This is a genomic window from Halorubrum trapanicum (assembly GCF_002355655.1).
GTDB classification, from domain to species: Archaea; Halobacteriota; Halobacteria; order Halobacteriales; family Haloferacaceae; genus Halorubrum; species Halorubrum trapanicum_A.
On sequence record NZ_AP017569.1, the window covers coordinates 871,084 to 890,819 of the forward strand.

Here is a 19,736-nt window from a genome sequence, read left to right on the forward strand (position 1 = left end):
CCCGTCGCCCCAAACGGGATCGTATGACCGTTCGAGTCTCCCGGACGTTCGAGTTCGACGCGCCGCCGGCCGACGTGTGGGCGTTCATCTCGGACGCGGAGCAGCGCGCGGGCGCCATCAGCGTGGTGGACTCCTTCGAGGTTCACGACGACCGGAACGCGACCTGGCACGTCGCGCTCCCGATACCGATGATCCGCTCGACGATCGACGTCGAGACGGAGGAAGTCGAGCGCGACCCCCCGAACCGAGTGAAGTTCGTCGGGAAGTCGCGGGCGTTCCGCGTCACCGGCGAACACGAGATCACGGAGACCGACGACGGCGGCTGCCGGCTCGCCAACGAGTTCGTCGTCGACGGGAGCCTCCCCGGCGTCGAGTCCTTCTTCAAGCGCAACTTCGACGCCGAGCTGGACAACTTAGAGGACGCGCTCCGCGCCTCGCTCGCCTCGCCGGCATGAAACTCGCCGGCGTCCAGCTGGCGGTCGAGGGCGGCGACGTCGAGGAGAACGTCGAGCGGGCGCTCGACCGCGTCCGGGCGACCGCCGACGAGGGCGCCGACCTCGTCGTCCTCCCCGAGCTGTTCGACGTCGGCTACTTCGCGTTCGACTCGTACGGCCGCGCGGCGGAGAGCCTCGCCGGCGACCGCCTCGCCCGGTTCGCGGCCGCGGCCGACGACCACGACGTCGCGGTGCTGGCCGGGACGGTCGTCGAGGACCTGTCCGCGTCGGCCGCGGACGGCCTCGACGTGCCGGCCGAGTCCGGCCTCGCCAACGCAGCGGTGCTGTTCGACGCCGACGGCGAGCGCCGGCTCGTCTACCGGAAGCACCACCTGTTCGGGTACGGCTCCGAGGAGACGGACCGAATGGTGCCCGGCGAGCGGACGCCTGTGATCGATCTCGCGGGCGTCACGGTCGGGGTGACGACCTGCTACGACCTCCGGTTTCCGGAGCAGTTCCGCGCGATGGTCGACGCGGGCGTCGAGTGCGTGCTGGTGCCGAGCGCGTGGCCGTACCCGCGGATCGAACACTGGCGGACGCTCGGCCGCGCGCGGGCCATCGAGAACCTCGCGTACGTCGCCGCGATCAACGGGAGCGGCCGGTTCGGCGACGACGCGCTCTGCGGCCGGAGCGCGGTGTACGACCCCTGGGGCACCGCGCTCGCGTCGGTCGGCGACGAACCCGGGGTCGTCACCGCGACCGTCGATCCCGAGCGGGTCGCGGCGGTCCGCGAAGACTTTCCCGCGCTCCGCGACCGCCGCTGAGTGCGTCCGCGGGCGCCCGCCGATCGACACGGGGTTGAGGGCATTCGGATCGCACACGTCCGGATTCCACAGATCCGAATCTTACACATTTATACCTATGAGGCACGTACCCTGTCTTGCCGAAGACCGACGCTTTTCTCGTTGGGATTCGGCGTTAATCGATCCGCGCGCCCGTCCCGACCACTGGGCGGCGTCGCCGACGACAGCCCGGGGGTCCGCTGTCCGGCCGCCGCCCGTCCGCCTCCCGCCGCTTCGCCTTTCGCCCGCCTCCCCTTCCCACTTCCACCCCTTTCCCCCCTTCTACCGACGCCCAGTCACATCCGCATTCGACGCGCTCAGCCGTCGCCCTCTCCACGTCGCACTAACGAACCTCGGAGCGATTCGGGGACGACGCCGCGGGACTCGCTTCGTCCGGAGCCGAGTATCTGTACTGATAACTTGGCCGGTAGGTTCTTACGTCGCTCGGAGGAGCAAGCAAACGCCGCGGACGAATCCGGCCGGCCCCATCCCGTTCCGGGCGGGCCGGTCGGCCACTCGCTTCCACCGTCCGTCGTCCGTCGGCTTGGGTTCGGGTCCACCCGCTCCCACACCGAGCCCGAACCCCTTTCGGTACGCGCCTCGCTTCACCGGACAGCGGCGAGTATCGGAGCGCGGCGTCGAAGCGCAAGGCCGAAACCCTCGGCCGACGAACCGGCGGTCGAATGTTCCCCCGCGAGTACCGCGGCGTCGCCTTCGTCGTCGGGCTGTTCCTCGTCGTTCAGGTGGGCGCGCTGGCGCTGGTCCCCGAGTTCGCCGAGAGCGGCTATCAGGCGGTCGAGAACCCCGAGAATCCGGTGAACAGCGTGGTGTACGTCGCCGCCATCGTCGCGATGACCGGGCTGATGCTGGCGGCGTTCCGGTACGACTTCGACTGGGCGATCCGCCTGCTGATCGTCGGCACCTCCGCGTGGCTCTCGTGGTACGTGTTCTCCGCGCTCGTCTCGCCGCTCGCGGCCGCCATTCCCGCGATCGCGGTCGCCGTCGGCCTGCTCGTCCACCCCGAGTGGTACGTGATCGACACCGCCGGGGTGTTGATGGGCGCGGGCGCGGCCGGGCTGTTCGGCATCTCCTTCGGGCTGCTGCCCGCGCTGATACTGCTCGCCGTCCTCGCCGTCTACGACGCGGTCTCCGTCTACGGCACCGAGCACATGCTGTCGCTCGCGGAGGGCGTGATGGACCTGAACATCCCCGTCGTGTTAGTGATCCCGCTGTCGGTGTCGTACTCGCTGCTCGACGGCGAGTCGGCTAGCGACGAGGCCGCGGGGGTCGGTGAGAAGGCGGAAGCGGCGGCGGAGACGGACGCCGAGCGCGCTTCCGCCGACGAGGGCGACGAGGACGCGGCCGACACGGAGTCCACCGACGGAGACAACGGGCCCGTCGAATCCACGGAGGGCGGCGACCGCGACGCCTTCTTCATCGGCCTCGGCGACGCCGTCATCCCGACGGTGCTGATAGCGAGCGCGGCGACGTTCTCGCCGGCGGCCGACCTCGCGGTCCCGCTCCTCGGCGTCAACCTCCCCGCGCTGCTCGCGATGGTCGGGACGCTCGCGGGGCTGCTCGTCCTCATGCGATGGGTGATACAGGGCCGCCCGCACGCGGGGCTGCCACTTTTAAATGGCGGCGCGATCGGCGGCTACCTGATCGGCTCGCTCGTCGCCGGCGTCCCGCTGATCGAGGCGCTGGGGCTCGCGGGCTTCTTTTAAATAGATTCGGGCGTCCGATAATTTCTTTATAAACTGCTGACTGACGCGGACACCCCCGAAGCCCCAGCCCCTCGGCACTACGGCGATGTTATTTATAAACCACCGATCGCCACGAACACCGCCGAAGCCCCAGCCGCGAGGACTCGCGCGGCTCGCTGCGCTCCTCGGTCGCTCGTTTCACTCGCTTCCTGCGGTGCTTGCTTCGCCGTGCTTCGCCCTCGCGGCTGCCCCTTCGAGTCCCGCCCGACCGCAACAGCGACCGCACCTCACGCCTCCCCAGCCTCGTCGGTGGCCCTCCGCTTCGCTCCGGACCACCGACTCCCTCGCGCGGTGCTGCTCGCGGCCTGTCGGCCGCTCGCAGGCACGCGCCACCGCAGAAAATCCGCTATTCGTTGTCTGCGGGGTTCCCGTCGCGCGTCTTCACGGCGACGCCTGAGCCGAGCGCCTCGGCCTCCGCGCCGGAGAGCTCGGCGCGGCCGACCCCGAATATCGCTCCGCCCTCGTCGACGACGAGGACCTCGTCGCCCGGGCGGATCCCCTCGTCGGCCGCGGTGACGAACTTCGCGAACGCGTTGCGCCCCTCGCGCACGAACGGCTCGCTCTCCTCGCCGACGACCATCCGGTGTCGCGGTTCGGGGAACGCCTCGGCGATCCGCTTCCCCCCCGCGAGCCCGAGCGTGAACCGGCCGTCGGTGCCGTACGAGACGAGCCGGTCCCCCTCGCTGCTACCCGGCGTGTCGTCGACGTCGCCGTCGATCACCTGCCGCGGGCGGCCGCCGCTCGACCGGCGCACGGTGAGGGCGTCGTCCGGCGGGAACAGGGCGTCGCCCGCGCCGGCCCCGAACTGGTAGTCGGCGGCGGTCCGCAGGTCCGCGAGCGTGTCGGCGTCGGTCATGGCCGCGGTTCTCCGCGCGCGCTGAAAGCGATTGCGACACCGTCGGGCCGCGTGCGACACCGACCGGCCGCGGTGCGGTCGCTCGCGCCCGTCCGGCCTCGATATTCCCCCCTGCTCCCGCGCCCCCCGTTCGCGTCGCGGCCGTTCCCCTCAGCCGAGCGCGGGGTACGCCGCGGCGACGCCGTCGCCGTCGACGCGCCAGCGGTCGGCGATCTCCCGGTACGCGGCCGGGTCCGCGGCCGAGTCGTCCGGGACCGGTCCGGGCGACGACTCCCGCAGGGCCTCGGTCAGCACCTCCCGGTCGATCGAATCCGACCCGGCGGCCGTCCCCGCGAGCAGGTCGGCGAGCCGGTCGGCCGCCGAAACGACGGCCCGCGCGCCCTCGATCCGGTGAGCCAGATCGAGGGCCGCGGTCAGCCGGTCGGCCGCCGCGGCGGCGTCGCCGCGCTCGGCCTCCGCGGCGCCCAGCGCCGCCAACGCCTGCGCTTCGACCTGCGTGAACCCGCCCTCCCTCGCGGCGTCGACCGCGTCCGTCAGCGCCGCCGCAGCGGCGTCCCCGTCGCCGCGAGCGAGCGCCAGCCGCCCCCGGACGCGGTCCAGTTCCGCGAGGCGCTTCCGCCCCGCGTGGTCGTCGAGCAGCGACGCGGTCCGCTCGGTCCGCCGCTCCGCCTCCGGCGGGTCGCCGCGGTCGAGCGCCACCTCGGCGAGGATCGCGGTCACCATCGCGCACCGCGTGTCGGCGCCGAGGCGGTCGAGGCGGTCGAGCGCGGCCGTCAGGAACCGCTCCGCCCGGTCGAGGTCGCCGGCGAGGTGCGCCGCGCTGCCGAGGTGGCTCAGCGCGAACGCCTCGTACATGTCCGAGCCGATCCGCTCGGCGATGTCCCGCGCCTCGGACGCGCGGGCGACCGCCTCGCCGACGGCGCCGCGCTGCTCTGCGACCGCCGCGAGGTTCAAAAGCGAGATGGCCTCGCGGTGTTCGTCGCCGACCGTCCGGTAGCCGTCGAGCGCGCGTCTCGCCGTCCGCTCGGCCGCGTCGAGGTCGCCGCGCCGCCGCAGCGCGACCGCGAGGTTCGCCCGGACGTTCGCCTCCCCGTGCGTGTCGTCGTAAGCGCGGAACAGATCGCCGGCCACTCGGTAGTGGTCGAGGACGGCGTCGGTCCCGTCGAGCCCGTCGAGCGCGTTCCCGACGTCCATCAGCGCCTTCGCCCGCGCGATGGGGTCGCCGGTCCGCGCGGCGATGGCGTACGCTCGCGAACCCGCCTCGTAGGCCTCCTCGTAGTCGCCGTCGAAGTGCGCCGCCTGTGCCCGGCCCCGGACCGCCGCCGCGAGCCCGCCGCGGTCGCCCGCGGCCGCGAACAGCTCCTCGGCCCGCTCGTACCGCTCGCGCGCCGCGTCGTACTCGCCGCGCCGCCGCGCCACGTCGCCGTACCCGCGCTGCCGCTCGGCGGCGCCCGCCTCGTCGACCGGCCGCCACGCGTCCAGCGCCGCCGTCGCGCCGTCGAGGTCGCCGGCCTCGACGTACATCCGCGCCACCCACTCCGGCGGCCGGTCGCGCAGGTCGTCCGGGCACGCGTCCGGGAGGTCGATCCACGCGTACCGGACGCGCCCGTACAGCGGCGCGAGACGGGGGTAACGGCGCCCGACGCCGTACACCGCACGGACCGTCTCGGCCGCCCACGCGCCCGGGGCGCGCTCGATTCGGGCCACCGTCGGCGCGTCCCCGCCGACGGCGCGGCGGATCCGCGAGCGGCGCGCGGGGTCGTCCGCGAGCGCGAGCACCCGCGAGACGGCCCGCCCCACGCGTCTGGCGACGACCGGCGCCGGCTCCCGCTCGACGAGCCGCTCCAAGAACAGCACCGACCACTCGTCGTGGACCGCGCGGTACTCCCCGTCGCCCGAGCGAACGAGGGCCGTCCCGACGAGGCGGTCGAGCGCACGGCGAACGCCGTCGACGGTCGGCGACGGGTCGCGGTCCGCCCCCTCGGCGTCGGTCCCCGCTCCCCCGGTCTCCGATCCGGCGACCCCGTCCGGGCCGTCGACGAGCGCGTACGCCAGCGTGCGGACGTCGCCCACGCCGGCGACGTTGAGGAGGTTCACCAGCACCGCGACGTCCGCGGTCGGCGGCGGGCGGTTCCGGACCTCCCGGACCGCCTCCGCGACCGCCGCCTCCAGTCCGGACTCGGGGCCCGCGTCGTCGCGGCCGGCCGGGGCGTCGCTCGCGTCGGCCTCCGTCCCCGACGCGCCGCCGGCGCTCTCGCCCGCTTCGCCGACGACGCTCGCGCCGTCGCCGGTCGCGCGGACGAGGCGATGGACGAGCGCGAGCAGTTCGCCGACGCGCTCGTCGTCGGCGCGCCGCACGTCGTCGAGCAGCGCCGCCGGATCGGCCGCCGGCGCGGACCCCGTACAGTCGGCGACGTGGTCGACGAACCGCTCCACCTCGCGCCCGTCGAGCCGCGGCATCCGCGCGGTCGCTATCTCCCGGCGGTAGCGGAGGTCGGCGGGCGAGAGCGGCAGTCCGTCGGGGTCGTCGTACGGCTCCTCGCGGGCGTCGAACAGGAAGGACACGTCGTCGCGGTCGGCCAGTTCGCGGGCGACGCCGAACGCCTCCGCGACCCCCGGATCGACGGCGTCCTCCACGACGACGAGGTGGTGGCCGTCGCCCTCGGTGACGCGCTCGCGGAGCCGCTCCGTCGCCGAAAACGGGTCGCCGCCGTCGCCCGGTCGGTACGTCACCGGGCCGCGTCCCGACCGGTACCACTCGACCGCGACGCTCCGGCAGACGGTGCTCTTCCCGCTCCCCGGCGGGCCGACCAGCGCGTGGTCCGTCCCCTCGGCGAGTCCGTCGACGAGCAGCCCGGCGATCGAGCGTCGGTCGCCGTCGCGCACCGTCGTCCTGTCGAGGACGTACCCCGCGTCGACCTCCGGGAACGACGCCGTGGCGCGGAGCGGTCCGTACGGGTCCGGGTCGCCGGAGAGTCGCTCCTCGTCGACCGCGTGGAACCCCTGCGCCGAGAGCGCGCTCCGACCGCCGCCGCCCGAACCGATCCGCCCGAAGAGCTCGCCCGCGGCGCTCGATCCCCTCCCGGCCGCCTCGCCGTCGCGACCCGCCCGGTCGGACGCGTCCGCGTCGCCCTCCGTGCGCTTCGTCTCGGAGCGGTCCATCGCCGCGAGCGCCTCGTCCGCGTCGCGCCCGCGCTCGACCAGCTCGCGCACCTCCGTCTCCGCCCACGCGACCGCCTCCGGTTCGGTCGACGCCGCCGCGCCGCGGAGCGTCCCGTCGTCGTCGAAGGTGAGGAGCAGCGCGGTCCCGTCGGCCGCGACGACCCCCGCGTCGACGGCGTCGACGGCGGCGACCCGGCAGCCGTCCCGGCGCGCGACTGCGCCGAGGTCGTCCGCGAAGCGCTCGGCCGCGTGCCGGTACGCGCGGTCCGCCAGCGCCAGGTCGACGGTCCCTCCCCCGGCGGCCGCGTGCCGGAGCCGCTCCGCGACCCGGGGATAGGGGAACGCGGGCAGCGCGGCGGCAACCGCGTCCGCGTCGGCGAGCGCCTCGTCGAGGACCTCCAGCGGTCGGTAGGGGTCGGGGGCCGCGGCCCGGTACGTCTCCGCCTCGCGGAGGATCGCCGGGTCGACGTCGGCGTCCGGGCCGAGCGGGTCGAGCACGTCGCCGGCGGCCGCGAGGTCGTCGGCGACCGTCAGGAACTCGCGGTACTCGCCCGCGAGGAGCCGCCCCGAGAGCGTCGTCCGGTAGCCGTCGGTCTCGCCGGTGACGAGCCCCGCGGCCTCCAGCTCGTCTATCGCGCGGTTCACCGTCGACCGGGAGTGGCCGAGCGCGTCGACGAGCTCGTGTTTGCGAAGCGGTCCCGCGGTGAGCCGTTCGAGGAAGTCGAGGCGACGCTCGACGACGCCCACGAGTTCCGACGGCTCCGTCATACGTCCGTCCGCACCGCCCCGACCGACATAACTATTTCCTCAGTGACGACTCTCGCGCGCGGTGACACAGTGTTCCACGGGGTGAGAATAAACCGGATACCGACGCAGTTGGATCCATGGACGGGGACCGAGCGGGCGACGGCGACGAGCCGGGCACGGCGGCCGGGCTCGGCGAGGGCGAATCGACCGGACGAAACGGAGCGGCTGCGGCCGAGGGCGACGAAGCGACGCCGGAGGCGGAGGCGGACGCGACCGCCGACCGAGCCGATACCGACCCCGCGGCGGAGGGGAACTCGCGCGAACCGGCCGCCGGCCGGTCCGCGACGAGCGCCGCGGACCAGCCGAGCCGCGCGTCGCGGGCCGTCGCGACCGCGCGGACGGCGGCGGACGAACTGGCGGCGTGGGACCCCGACGACGTCGACGCCCTCGTCCGGTCGGTCGGCGAGCGGCTGGCCGACAGGGAGACGGTCAGCCGCCTCGCGCGGTCGGCGGCCAACGAGACCGGGCGGGGGCACCCGGGAACGAAGGCCGAGAAGGCGGCGACCGCGCTCGACGCCGCCCGGCGGACGCTGCGGGACGCGCCGACCGCCGGCGTGGTCGACCGCGACGGGGCGGCGGGCACGGTGACTGTCGCCGGGCCGACGGGCGTCGTCGGCGCGGCGGTCCCCGCGACGCACGCGGTGGTGATGCCCGCAGTCCTCTCGCTGTACGGGCTCGCCGCCCGGAACGCGGTCGTCTTTGCGCCCTCGCCGTCGACCGTGGAGACGTGTGACGTCGTCGTCGAGACCGTCCGCCGCGCGCTCGCCGACGCGGGCGCGCCGACCGGCGCGGTGTCGATGCTGCCCGCGCCGGCGGCGAAGCCCGAGACCGACGCGCTGTTCGAGCGGGCCGACCTCGTCGTCGCGGCCGGCTCCGAGGCGACGGTCGCCGCGGGGCAGCGCTGCGGGACGCCGAACGTCGCCACCAGCGCCGACGGCGTCGTCTCCGTCGCGGACGGCTCGGTCCCGGCCGAGGCCGTGGCGACGCGGGTGGCGGTCGGGGCGACCTACGACTTCGGCGCCCACCCCGCGGGCGACGCCGCGGTCGTCACGGTGTCCCCGGCGGTCGACCGGCTGCGTTCCGCGCTCGAATCGGAGGGCGGGTACGTCCTCGACGCGGCCGAGCGCGACCGGCTCCGCGCGCTCCTCGACGAGGACGAAACGGACGAAAACGCCGAGGCGGACCCCCGCGGGAACTCGCCGCGCTGGCTGGCGGCCGCGCTCGACCTCCCGAGCGCGGCCCGCGAGGCGGCGTTCCTCGTCGCCGAGCCCGACGGCGCCGACGACCGGCTCGCCGCGCTGCCGGGGATCCCCGCGGTCGCGGTCCACGGGCGGAGCGGGTTCGACGCCGCGACCGCGCTCGCGGCCGAGATCGGCTCGCCCCACGCCGCGGCGGTCCACACCACCCAACAGCGCCGCGCCCGCAGGGTCGCGGAGCGCCTCGCTCCCGGCCGGTTGGTCGTCAATCAGCCGGGGATCGCGGCGACGGGCGCGCGTTCGAACGGGTTCGAGGCGGCGCCGGTGCTGGGCGGCGGGACCGCCGAGGGGAGCCAGCTCTGTGGGGGGCTCACGCCGGGCCGCCTCGCGCAGACGACGACCGTCGCCGCGACGAGCGTCGTCGACGAGGAGCCCCACCGGAACGGCGCGGGCGACACGCTTCGGGGTCCCTGAATCTGGACGTTCGGGCCCGAACCCGAGCGATCAGAGTTCGATCCGGTCGACGATCGAGCCGTTCCCGTCGTTCCCGTCGCTGTGGGTGTTGATCGCGACGGTGCGGATCCGGTCTTCGAGCAGCGACCCCTCGATCTTCGCCTTCAGCAGCGAGTCGACCTGGTAGACGCCGGCGGCGTTGTTCATCCGGATCACGACCTGAACCGGCGTCTCGTCGCCCTCGCGGAGCGAGACGCGCTCTATCGCCTGCGAGGAGACGGTGTTGATCCCGCGGCCGCCCTCCTCGTAGGGGACGCGCGAGCGCCCGCGTTCCATGTCGAGGCCGTCCGCGATCCGGACGACGCCGGCCTCCAGCGTGAGCGGCTGCTCCTCCGTGTGATGGCATAAGATCGCGTGGAGCACCTCGGCCTTGATCCGGACCTGATCGGCCACGCCGTAGAAGGAGGGCAGCAGGTCGTCTAGGAGGTCCGCCGCCAGGGGGATCGAGTAGTACGGGTGGTCGTGGCGGTGGACGACGTGGCCGATGTCGTGGAGCGTCGCGGCCAGCGCGACGATCACCGGCTCGTCGGCCTCCTCTAACCCCTGCTGGCGGGCGCCGTTGAACTCGACGCCGCCGGACTTGAGCAGGTCGTACAGCCGGAGCGCGCGGTCGCGGACGATCTCGACGTGCTTGGACCCGTGGTCGTTGTACCCCTTCCGCGCGACCGGGTTGACGTTCTGCGCCTCCAGGTAGGCGACGACCTCCTCGTCGGATTCGAGCCGCGCGAGGACTTCGTTGAGCCGCTCGTCGGGAAACGCGTGGTCGGCGTCCGGGTCGTACTCGTGGCGGCCGGCGTCGGTGTCGGCACCGAGGTCGACGTCCGCGTCCTCGACCGCTCCCGCGGTCGGGTCGGGCGCGTCTTCCGCGGTCGGGTCGGGGACTTCATCGTCGTCCGTCGGATCGGGCGCGTCCTCGGCAGGGTCGCTCATGCGTCCTCCAGAGTCGCCCGCCGGGGATAAATGTGCGAGCCGCGCGGTTCCGGTGTCCGGACCGCCGCGGTCTCGTCGGCCGAACCGCGACGGAGCCTGCCGGCGCCCCGACCGCTTATCCGGCCGCCCGCTGTGGCATCGCGCATGGCGTTCGATCCCGACCGCGTCTCGACGGTGACGTTCGACTCGTACAGCACGCTCGTGGACGTGGAGGCCGCCGAGGCGGCGCTCGCGGACCGAGTCGCCGACCCCGAACCGGTGTCGCGGCTCTGGCGGTCGCGGTCGCTGGCGTACACGTTCGTGGCGAACGCGGTCGACGCGTACCAGCCGTTCTACGAGATGAACCGCGACGCGCTGACGTACGCGCTCGACGCGCACGGCGTCGACCTCCCGGACGCGGAGCGCGACGAAATCCTCGCGGTGTACCACGAGCTGGAGGTGTTCGACGACGTGCGCGACGCGATCGGTCGGCTCCGCGACGCCGGGTACGACTGTTACGTCCTCTCGAACGGCGACCCCGAGATGCTCGCCTCGCTCGTCGACCACGCCGACATCGCGGACCTCGTCGAGGACGCGATCAGCGCCGACGAGGTGGAGACGTTCAAGCCGGCCGCCGAGCTCTACCGCCACGGCGCGGCCCGGACCGGGACGCCGGTCGACGAGGTGGTCCACGCGACCGCCGGCTGGTTCGACGTGTTGGGCGCGCGCCACGCCGGGATGCAGGCCGCGTGGGTCGACCGGAAGGGGACGCCGTGGGAGCCGTTCGGCGGCGACCCGGACCTCACGGTCGAGACGCTCCACGAGCTCGCGGACCGGCTCGGGGCGTGACTGCGCCGCACACGCGAGGACCCCGCGTGGCGGCCCGGCGACCGATCGCCGCGGCAGTTTCGACCCGAGGCACAACGTATAAGCGCGCGTCGGTTCCATATGCCGGTGTGATTCGCTCCGCGTCCGCACGCGGCCAGCAGTCGACGCCAGCGACGCGGCTCTTCTCGAAAAAACGCGCGTGAACCGTCCGCCGGCGGGAGTGGCGACCCCGTCCCGGACGACCCCCGACTCGCGCGCATCGGCCCGTTCACCGACCCGAACCCACCGCAGCACCCATGACGGACACCACCACCACGACCCCATACACGACGGAACAGCCAGACGGCGACGCGACCGACGCCCCCTTCGAGGGCGTCTACCCGGCGATGACGACCCCGTTCACCGACGACGGCGCGGTCGACCACGACCAGCTCGCCGACAACGCCCGCTACCTCGAACGCGCCGGCGTCGACGGCGTCGTCCCCGTCGGCTCGACGGGCGAGTCGGCCACGATGAGCCACGACGAACACGTCGCGGTGATCGAGACGGTCCGCGACGCCTTGGACGACATCCCCGTCATCGCGGGCACCGGCTCGAACAACACCGCGGAGGCGCTGTCGCTGTCGCGGCGCGCGGCCGACGCCGGCGCCGACGGCCTGCTGCTCATCTCGCCGTACTACAACAAGCCCGAGCCCGCCGGCTTCCTCGAACACTATCGGACCATCGCCGACGAGGTCGACCTCCCGCAGATCGTCTACAACGTGCCGAGCCGCACGGGGCAGTCGATCCCGGTCGACGTCACCGTCGAGCTCGCCGAACACCCGAACATCCGAGGGTACAAGGCGGCCTCCGGCGACCTGAACCTGATAAGCGAGGTGATCGAGCGCACCCGAGAGGAGTCGTTCGCGGTGCTGTCGGGCGACGACGGCCTCACGCTGCCGGTCCTCTCGATCGGCGGGACGGGGACGATCAGCGTGGTCGCCAACGTCGAGCCCGAGCGGACCTGCGCGATGGTCGGCGCCGCGCTCTCGGGCGACTACGGTCGCGCGCGGACGCTCCACCACGAGCTGTCGCCGCTCGTCCGCGAGCTGTTCGCCGAGACGAACCCGATCCCGGTGAAGGAGGCGATGCACATCCGCGGGCGCGGCGGGCCCCGCGTCCGGTCGCCGCTCTCGCGGCTCTCCGAGGAGCGACGCGACGCGCTCCGCGAGCTGCTGGCCGCGTACGACGAGCGCGCGGCGGGGGCGCTCGACCCGACGGATCTCGGCTCGGCGGCGACGGAGGGCGCCGAATGAGCGACGCGAGCGACTCGGCCGACGCCGACCTCCGGATCGCCGTCACCGGCGCGGGCGGCCGCATGGGCCGCGAAGTGATCGAGGCCGCGGCCGACCGCGAGGGCGTCGCCGTCGCGGTCGCGGTCAACCGCACCGCGACCGACCCCGTGGCGGGCGTCCCGGTCGCCGACGCCGACGACCTCGACGACCTGCTCGCGAGCGAGGACCCGGACGTCCTCGTCGACTTCACCGGCCCCGAGTCGGCGGTCGCGTACGCCGAGGCGTGCGCCGACGCGGGCGTCGCGCTCGTCACCGGGACGACCGGCTTCGCGGAGTCGCAGATCGACAGTCTCCGGGCCGCGAGCGAGGCGGTGCCCGTGCTCAAGGCGTCGAACTTCGCGCGCGGCGTGGCCGCGCTGCGCCGGGCGGTCCGCGAGGCCGCCGCGGCGCTCCCCGGCTACGACGTGGAGCTGACGGAGACGCACCACAACGCGAAGCGCGACGCCCCCTCGGGCACCGCAAAGTCGATCCTCGACGACGTGGAGGACGCCCGCGACGACCTCGACGAGCGCGTCCACGGCCGCGAGGGCGACGCCCCCCGGAGCCCGGGCGAGGTCGGCGTCCACGCCCGCCGCGCGGGCGACGTGACCGGCGAGCACGAGGTCCTGCTGGCCGGGAACCGCGAGACGCTCGAACTCACGCACCGCGCCGGCGACCGCGGGGTGTTCGCCGAGGGCGCGCTCGACGCCGCCGCGTGGCTCGCCGACCGCGACCCGGGCTGGTACGGGTTCGGCGACGTGCTGGACGCGGGCGAGGAATAACTGCGGGGAATCAGCATATCGACGAGTAAATACCGACACTCATCCATACACTACCCAATGAGCCTCGAAGCCGACGTAGCCGACCTCTGGAACCGCTATCAGGACGGACTGACCGTCGCGGACGCGACCGACGCGGACGCGGCCGTCGTCGACGAGTTCCTCGCCGCCTTGGAGGCCGGCGAGGTCCGCGCCGCCGAGAAGACCGGCGACGACGTCACCTCGTGGGAGGCCAACGAGTGGGTCAAGCGGGGAATCCTGCTCAACTTCGGCCTGCGCGAGACGGAGCCGCGCGAGTACGGTGGCGTCACCTACCACGACGTGCTCCCGCTGCGCGACACGGACGACCTCGGCGAGCGCGGCACCCGGAACACCCCGGACGGGACCGCGATCCGCCGCGGCGCGTACCTCGGCAGCGACTGTATCATGATGAGCCCCTCGTTCGTCAACATGGGCGCGTACGTCGGCGACGGCACCCTCGTCGACTCCTGTGACACGGTCGGCTCCTGCGCGCAGCTCGGCGAGAACGTCAAGCTCGGCGCCAACACGCTGATCGGCGGCGTCCTCGAACCCGTCGAGGACGCGCCCGTGATCGTCGAGGACGGCGTCTCGCTCGGCGCCGGCTGCCGGGTCACGTCGGGCTTCCGCGTCGGCGAGAACTCGATCGTCGGCGAGAACACGCTCCTGACGCCGCGGATTCCGGTCTACGACCTCGTCGAGGAGGAAGTGATCTACGGCCACCTCCCGGCCGAGCGCCGCGCGTTCACCCGGATGGTCGAGTCGTCCGTCGGCGACCACGAACTCTTCGAGGGCGGCGCGTACAAGCCCGCCGTCGTGGCGACGCACGTCGAGGAGGACACCCTCGAAGCGACGCGGCGGGAGGACGCGCTCCGCGAATGAGCGACCGCGACGCGGGCGCAGCGGCCGCGCTGGAAAATCCACCGGCCCGCCGCGTGAGCGACTGGGACGCCGAGCGCCTCCGCGGGCTCGCGGACGCCCACGAGACCCCCCTGTACGTCCAGGACCTCGACCGCGTCCGCGAGAACTGCGAACGGTTGCTCGCGGCGTTCCCCGACGCGGACGTGCGGTACGCCGTCAAGGCGCACACCGGGCGACGCGTCCTCGAATCGGTCCGCGACGCCGGCCTCGACGCCGAGTGCGCCTCGGCGGGCGAGGTAGACCGCGCGCTCGCGGCCGGCTTCGACGGTTCGCGGCTCCACTACACCGCGGTCAACCCGCCCGCCCGCGACCTCGACTACGTCGTCGGCGTCGCCGAGGCGGAACCGGAGCTCACGGTCACCGTCGGCGCGGTCGACACCCTCGACCGCCTCGCGGAGCGCGGCTACGACGGCCGGGTCTGCGTCCGCGTGAACCCCGGCGTCGGCGCGGGCCACCACGAGAAGGTCACCACCGGGGGCGCCGCGAAGTTCGGGATCCCGTACGACCGCGCCGCCGAGGCGGCCCGAGCGGCGGCCGAGCGGTTCGACGTGGTCGGGATCCACGCCCACGCCGGCTCCGGCATCGACCCGGACCAGCTGGACAGCCACCGCGAGCTCGTCGCGCGAATGGGGGAGCTGGCCCGCGACCTCGCGGACCCGGACGGCGAGGACTCCGACGCGGCCGCGGACGTCGCCCCCGTCGACCTCGAATACGTCGACGTCGGCGGCGGGTTCGGCGTCCCCTACGAGGAGGACGCCCCGGCGCTCGACCTGTCGGCCGTCGCCGACGCGACGCGCGAGGCGGTCGCGCCGCTGCCAGCGGGCGTCGACCTCGCGATCGAACCCGGACGCTACGTCGTCGCCGACGCGGGCGTCCTCCTGACGCGAGTGAACACCGTGAAGGAGACGCCGGACGAGACGGTCGTCGGCGTCGACGCGGGGATGACGGACCTCCTCCGCCCGGCGATGTACGACGCCTACCACCCGGTCCGCAACCTCGGCGGCGGGCGGGAGCGCGACGGGAGCGACGCCCCGGCCCCCGACGACCGGCCGGCAACCCCTGTCACCGTCGCCGGACCTATCTGTGAGACCGGCGATACCCTCTGTAGAGACCGAGCGCTCGCCGACCCGAACCGCGGGGACCTCCTCGCGGTCGGCGTCGCGGGCGCGTACGGATACGAGATGGCGAGCCAATACAACTCACGACCGCGGCCCGCGGAGGTCGCGCTCGACGACGGAACCGCGGCGGTCGCCCGACGCAGAGAGACGCTCGGCGACCTGACGACGGTCGAGCGGGAGGCGGGTCGCGGCCGAACCGACCGACCGGAGGGCGACCGATGAGTACCCACGCCGTCCCGGTCGAGAAGTACCACGGCACGGGCAACGACTTCCTCGTCGTCGACGCGGCCGCCGAGAACGTCGGCGACCGCGCGGCGTTCGCGCGGGCGCACTGCGACCGGGAGACGGGCGTCGACGGGCGTGACTTCGGCGTCGACGCCGCCGCGGACCGCGCCGCGCCCGCCGACGCCGCGGACCGCGCCGCGCCCGCCGACGCCGCGGACCGCGCCGCGCCCGCCGACTCCCGGGACGCGGGCGGGCGACGCGGCGCCGACGGCGTCCTCTTTGTAAGCGTCGAGGAGCGGTTCGATCCGACGCGCGTCGTGATGACGCTGGTCCAGCCGGACGGCTCGACGGCGACGATGTGCGGCAACGGCGCCCGCGTCGTCGCGCGCTGGGCCCACGACCGGACCGGCGATCACGAGTTCATGATCGACACGCAGGCCGGCACCCGGCGCGCCACCGTGACCCCCGACGCGACCGCGGCCACCATCGAGATGGGCGAGCCGACGTTCGACCCCCGACGGGTCCCGGTCGCCCGTGACGGCGCGCTCGCGGACGAGCCGCTGGTCGACGAACTCGTGGAAGGGCTGACCGTCACGGCCGTCAACACCGGCGTCCCGCACGCGGTCGCGTTCGTCGACGGCGGCCGCGACGACCCCGACGGGATCGACGCGGTCGACCTCGACGCGGTCGCGCCACCGGTTCGCCACGCCGACGTCTTCCCCGAGGGCGCGAACGTGAACCTCGCCGCGATCGTCGACGACGGCGCCGGCGACGGCCCCGCGGTCCTCGACCAGCGCACCTTCGAGCGCGGCGTCGAGGGCGAGACGCGCTCCTGCGGCACCGGCGCGGTCGCGGTCGTCGCGGCCGCCCGCCGACTGGGGCTAATCGACGGCGACGCCGCGGTGAGCCGCCCGCCGGGCGGCGAACTGGAGATCACCGTCCCCGACCGCGGCCACGCCACCCTCACCGGCCCCGTCGCCCACGAGTTCTCGGGGACGCTCCCCGCAGACCCGCGATGAGCGGGGAGCGCGAACCCGAACCGGGGCGCGGCTCCGACTTCGATCCGGTCTCGTTCCTCGAAGAGGCGGTCCGGATCCCCTCCCACGAGTCGGTCGACGAGACCCGCGAGTTCGTCGTCGATCTGCTGGACGACCGCGGCGCCGACCCCGCGGTCGCCGACGGCTGCGTCGTCGCGGAGAAGCGCTCGCCGGCGCCCGAGGCGGGCCCGCACCTCGTGTTGAACACGCACCTCGACACGGTGACGCCGCACGTCCCGTTCGAGCGGGGCGCGGCGACCGAGGACGAGCGGGGAACCTCGGCGTCGACCGTCGACGGCCCGGAGGAAGTGATCCGCGGACGCGGCGCCTGCGACGCGAAGGGGCCGCTCGCGGCGCTGCTGTCGGGATTCCTCACCGCCGACCCCGACCGCGGGCGGCTCACGCTCGTGCTCACCCCCGACGAGGAGGAGCTCTCGCTCGGCGCGGCGGCGCTGACGGGGCGGCTCCCGGGGACGGAGGACCGGCTCGACGGCGACCTGTACCTGGTCGGAGAGCCGACCGGCCTCGACGCGTGTACCGCGGCGAAGGGGCGGTTTCAGGCGACGGTGGAGCTGTCGGGGACCGCCGCGCACGCCGCGGAGTTCGCCGGCGCGAACGCGGTCGCGGCCGCCGAGGACGCGCTCGGGGCGATCCGGACGTTCGACGACGGGGGCGACGCCCACCCGCAGCTGGGCCCGCCGAAGCTCACGCCCACCGTCATCGAGGGCGGCGCGGCGACGAACCAGGTGCCGGCGGACTGCGCGATCACCGTCGACCGGCGGAGCGTCCCGCCGGAGACGGCCGAGGGGTTCCGGTCGTCGCTCGCGGACGCGGTGCGGGCGTCGCTCTCCGGCGGCACGGACGACGTCGGCGACGTCGGCGAGGGTCGCGACGGCGTCGACGGCGCTGTCTCGCTCACCGACCGCGAGTCGCCGTTCCTGGAGGCGTTCGCGACGGACCCTGACCACGAACTCGTCCGGACCGTGGCGGCCGCGGCGCGCGAGGCGGGTGACGCGGTCGGCCTTCCGGGCGGACGCGGCGGCGACGCCCGCCCGTTCGGCGCCGCGACGGAGGCCTCCTACTTCGCGCCGGCGCCGACGGTCGTCTTCGGACCCGGCGACCTCGCCGACGAGGCGGGCGCGGTCGCGCACGCCGAGCGGGAGTACGTGCGGGTGCGCGAGGTCGAGGCGGCCGCGACGGCGGTCGAGCGAACCGTCGCTTCGCTGCTCGGCGACGAGTAGCGGGACGCCGCAGACGCGCGACCGACTACAGCAGGAAGGTGTCCTCCTCCTCGGCGAGGTCGACGAAGTCGTCGGCGGCCTCGATCAGCTCGTCGGCGGCCGAGTTGCCGAACCCCATCGCCTCCACGCGGACCCCCTCGTGGCGGAGGTGCGAGCAGAGCCGGGCGAAGTCGCCGTCGCCGGTGCAGAGGACGACGGTGTCGACGTGGCTCGCCAAGGAGACGGCGTCGAGGCTCATCCCGAGGTCCCAGTCGGCCTTCTTCGAGCCGTCGGCGAACGTCTTGATCTCCTTGATCTTCGTCTCGAAGCCGATGTCGCGGAGCGCCTCGAAGAAGCTCTCCTCCTCGGGCGAGTCGGCGCGGATCACGTACGCGATGGCGCGGACGAGCGACCGGTCCGCGACGGCCTCGTCGAGCAGGCCGGAGTAGTCGATGTTCCGCGAGTAGACGCTCTGCGCGGAGTGGTACAGGTTCTGCGAGTCCGCCAGCACGGCGACGCGCTGGTCCGGGTGAATCTCGCTCATGCGTCCCCCTTCACCCCCCGCCGTTAGGGGCTTTGGGATCCGCGCGACCGCGATTACGGTGTTTGCCGCGGCCGTGGTAGCCGCGACGACCACCATGGTTTATGTCAGGCGCTGGTGACCGTGGCCCATGGACGAAAAGCGGTTCGTCGTCGCCCTCTTCGGCCTCGCGGTCGCGGTCGTCGCCGGCTACGTGGCCTATCGGTTCGTCGCCCCGCTCACCGTCGCGGTCTTCCTCTACTACTCGACGCGGCGGTTCTACCACCGGCTCGAACGCTTCCGGCTGCCGGCCCGGATCCGCGCGGTCGTGTCGCTGTCGGTCATCGGCGTCCCGCTCATCGGCCTCGTGAGCTACACGCTGGTGCTGCTGATCTTGGAGGCGCGGCGGTTCATCGAGACGTACCCGGTGGCCGACACCATCGGCGCGGAGAACTCGGTGATCGGCGACCTCGCGGAGCTGTCGAACCCGACGATGGACGAGCTGCTCGCGGCGTACCGCTCCGGCCAGTTCGACCCCCTCATCGAGCTCGTCTCCGAGCAGGCGTCGCTGCTGGCGAGCACGCTGTCGGGGCTCGCCCTGAACCTGCTCATCACCGTCGTCGTCACGTACTACCTGCTGATCGACGGCTCCAAGTTCCACGACTGGCTGCTCACCTTCGACGACGACGCGGTCGTCCGCGAGTACCTCGAGACCGCGGACGACGAGCTGGAGGCGGTGCTGTACGGTAACCTGCTCAACGTCATCGCCATCTCGATCATCGCCGTCGTCACTTACCTCGCGTACAACGCGATCGCTCCCGCCGCGGTCGAGATCCCGTATCCGACGCTCGCGGGCGCGCTCACCGGCGTCGCCAGCCTGATCCCCGTGATCGGGATGAAGATCGTCTACATCCCGATCGCGGCGGCGATGTCGATACCGATCGCGCTCGACGGTGACCTCTCGCTGCTCGCCTACGTCGCCGGGTTCCTCGCCGTCGCGGCCGTGGTCGTCGACACCATCCCGGACATCGTCCTCCGGCCGTACTTCAGCGGCAAGACGACCCACGTCGGCCTGCTCATGCTGGCGTACATCTTCGGTCCGGTCGTGTTCGGCTTCCACGGGCTGTTCCTCGCGCCGATCATCCTCGTGCTGGCGCTGACGTTCGCGGACACCGCGCTGTTGCGCCTGCTCGGCGTCGAGCCGGATCCGGGGCCGGAGATCCCCGCAGATCAGCGCCGGATCGACGAGTTCTGAGCCGTCGCGGGCACCCGGTT

The 19,736-nt window shown here is 73.7% G+C and carries 16 protein-coding genes; 12 read left to right on the plus strand and 4 right to left on the minus strand.

Annotation, left to right across the window (positions count from 1 at the left end; genetic code table 11):
- Positions 1 to 23: 23 nt before the first annotated feature.
- The 3 genes from CPZ01_RS04265 to CPZ01_RS04275 all read left to right on the plus strand — a co-directional run bounded on the left by CPZ01_RS04265 (position 24) and on the right by CPZ01_RS04275 (position 3,000).
- Positions 24 to 455 carry a CoxG family protein gene (locus CPZ01_RS04265; protein WP_096393591.1) on the plus strand — a complete coding sequence of 144 codons (432 nt, stop codon included), beginning with the start codon at positions 24 to 26 and terminating at the stop codon, positions 453 to 455.
- Positions 452 to 1,258 carry a nitrilase-related carbon-nitrogen hydrolase gene (locus CPZ01_RS04270; RefSeq protein WP_096393592.1) on the plus strand — a complete coding sequence of 269 codons (807 nt, stop codon included), beginning with the start codon at positions 452 to 454 and terminating at the stop codon, positions 1,256 to 1,258. The genes CPZ01_RS04265 and CPZ01_RS04270 overlap by 4 nt, the downstream gene beginning before the upstream one ends.
- 701 nt (positions 1,259 to 1,959) lie before the next feature.
- Positions 1,960 to 3,000: a presenilin family intramembrane aspartyl protease PSH gene (locus tag CPZ01_RS04275; protein ID WP_096393593.1), complete on the plus strand. Its 1,041-nt coding sequence runs from the start codon at positions 1,960 to 1,962 to the stop codon at positions 2,998 to 3,000.
- A 385-nt stretch (positions 3,001 to 3,385) separates the two neighbouring features.
- On the opposite strand, the gene CPZ01_RS04280 is transcribed toward CPZ01_RS04275, so the two are convergent.
- Positions 3,386 to 3,895, minus strand: coding sequence for a PUA domain-containing protein (locus CPZ01_RS04280; RefSeq protein WP_096393594.1), 510 nt, complete (start codon positions 3,893 to 3,895; stop codon positions 3,386 to 3,388).
- A 150-nt stretch (positions 3,896 to 4,045) separates the two neighbouring features.
- Positions 4,046 to 7,825 (minus strand): tetratricopeptide repeat protein, encoded by a 3,780-nt coding sequence (locus tag CPZ01_RS04285; protein ID WP_096393595.1) that lies wholly within the window; start codon positions 7,823 to 7,825, stop codon positions 4,046 to 4,048.
- A gap of 116 nt (positions 7,826 to 7,941) precedes the next feature.
- Between CPZ01_RS04285 and CPZ01_RS04290 the strand changes: the two genes are divergently transcribed.
- Entirely contained in the window at positions 7,942 to 9,534 is a 1,593-nt protein-coding gene (locus CPZ01_RS04290) for an aldehyde dehydrogenase family protein (RefSeq protein WP_096393596.1), read from the plus strand.
- A gap of 30 nt (positions 9,535 to 9,564) precedes the next feature.
- Here CPZ01_RS04290 and CPZ01_RS04295 read toward each other — a convergent pair whose 3' ends face one another.
- Complete coding sequence (locus CPZ01_RS04295; RefSeq protein WP_096393597.1) at positions 9,565 to 10,503, minus strand: HD domain-containing protein; 939 nt, start codon at positions 10,501 to 10,503, stop codon at positions 9,565 to 9,567.
- A gap of 144 nt (positions 10,504 to 10,647) precedes the next feature.
- Between CPZ01_RS04295 and CPZ01_RS04300 the strand changes: the two genes are divergently transcribed.
- The 7 genes from CPZ01_RS04300 (at position 10,648) to CPZ01_RS04330 (ending at position 17,962) form a co-directional block, all read left to right on the plus strand.
- Complete coding sequence (locus CPZ01_RS04300) at positions 10,648 to 11,331, plus strand: haloacid dehalogenase type II (RefSeq protein ID WP_096393598.1); 684 nt, start codon at positions 10,648 to 10,650, stop codon at positions 11,329 to 11,331.
- A 275-nt stretch (positions 11,332 to 11,606) separates the two neighbouring features.
- Positions 11,607 to 12,605: a 4-hydroxy-tetrahydrodipicolinate synthase gene (dapA, locus tag CPZ01_RS04305; RefSeq protein WP_096393599.1), complete on the plus strand. Its 999-nt coding sequence runs from the start codon at positions 11,607 to 11,609 to the stop codon at positions 12,603 to 12,605.
- A complete protein-coding gene (gene dapB, locus CPZ01_RS04310) occupies positions 12,602 to 13,405 on the plus strand; it encodes a 4-hydroxy-tetrahydrodipicolinate reductase (protein ID WP_096393600.1) in 804 nt (267 codons plus the stop codon). Before dapA ends, dapB begins: the two co-directional genes overlap by 4 nt.
- A 57-nt stretch (positions 13,406 to 13,462) precedes the next feature.
- Positions 13,463 to 14,302 carry a 2,3,4,5-tetrahydropyridine-2,6-dicarboxylate N-succinyltransferase gene (locus CPZ01_RS04315; RefSeq protein ID WP_096393601.1) on the plus strand — a complete coding sequence of 280 codons (840 nt, stop codon included), beginning with the start codon at positions 13,463 to 13,465 and terminating at the stop codon, positions 14,300 to 14,302.
- Positions 14,299 to 15,681, plus strand: coding sequence for a diaminopimelate decarboxylase (lysA, locus tag CPZ01_RS04320; protein ID WP_096393602.1), 1,383 nt, complete (start codon positions 14,299 to 14,301; stop codon positions 15,679 to 15,681). The genes CPZ01_RS04315 and lysA overlap by 4 nt, the downstream gene beginning before the upstream one ends.
- Positions 15,678 to 16,703, plus strand: a complete 1,026-nt coding sequence (gene dapF, locus CPZ01_RS04325; protein WP_096393603.1) for a diaminopimelate epimerase — start codon at positions 15,678 to 15,680, stop codon at positions 16,701 to 16,703. The genes lysA and dapF overlap by 4 nt, the downstream gene beginning before the upstream one ends.
- Entirely contained in the window at positions 16,700 to 17,962 is a 1,263-nt protein-coding gene (locus tag CPZ01_RS04330) for a M20/M25/M40 family metallo-hydrolase (protein ID WP_096393604.1), read from the plus strand. The genes dapF and CPZ01_RS04330 overlap by 4 nt, the downstream gene beginning before the upstream one ends.
- 25 nt (positions 17,963 to 17,987) lie before the next feature.
- Here the strand turns inward: CPZ01_RS04330 and CPZ01_RS04335 are convergent, their stop codons facing one another.
- Entirely contained in the window at positions 17,988 to 18,485 is a 498-nt protein-coding gene (locus CPZ01_RS04335) for a LabA-like NYN domain-containing protein (RefSeq protein ID WP_096393605.1), read from the minus strand.
- A gap of 127 nt (positions 18,486 to 18,612) precedes the next feature.
- Between CPZ01_RS04335 and CPZ01_RS04340 the strand changes: the two genes are divergently transcribed.
- Positions 18,613 to 19,716 (plus strand): AI-2E family transporter, encoded by a 1,104-nt coding sequence (locus tag CPZ01_RS04340; protein ID WP_096393606.1) that lies wholly within the window; start codon positions 18,613 to 18,615, stop codon positions 19,714 to 19,716.
- The last annotated feature ends 20 nt before the right edge of the window (positions 19,717 to 19,736 follow it).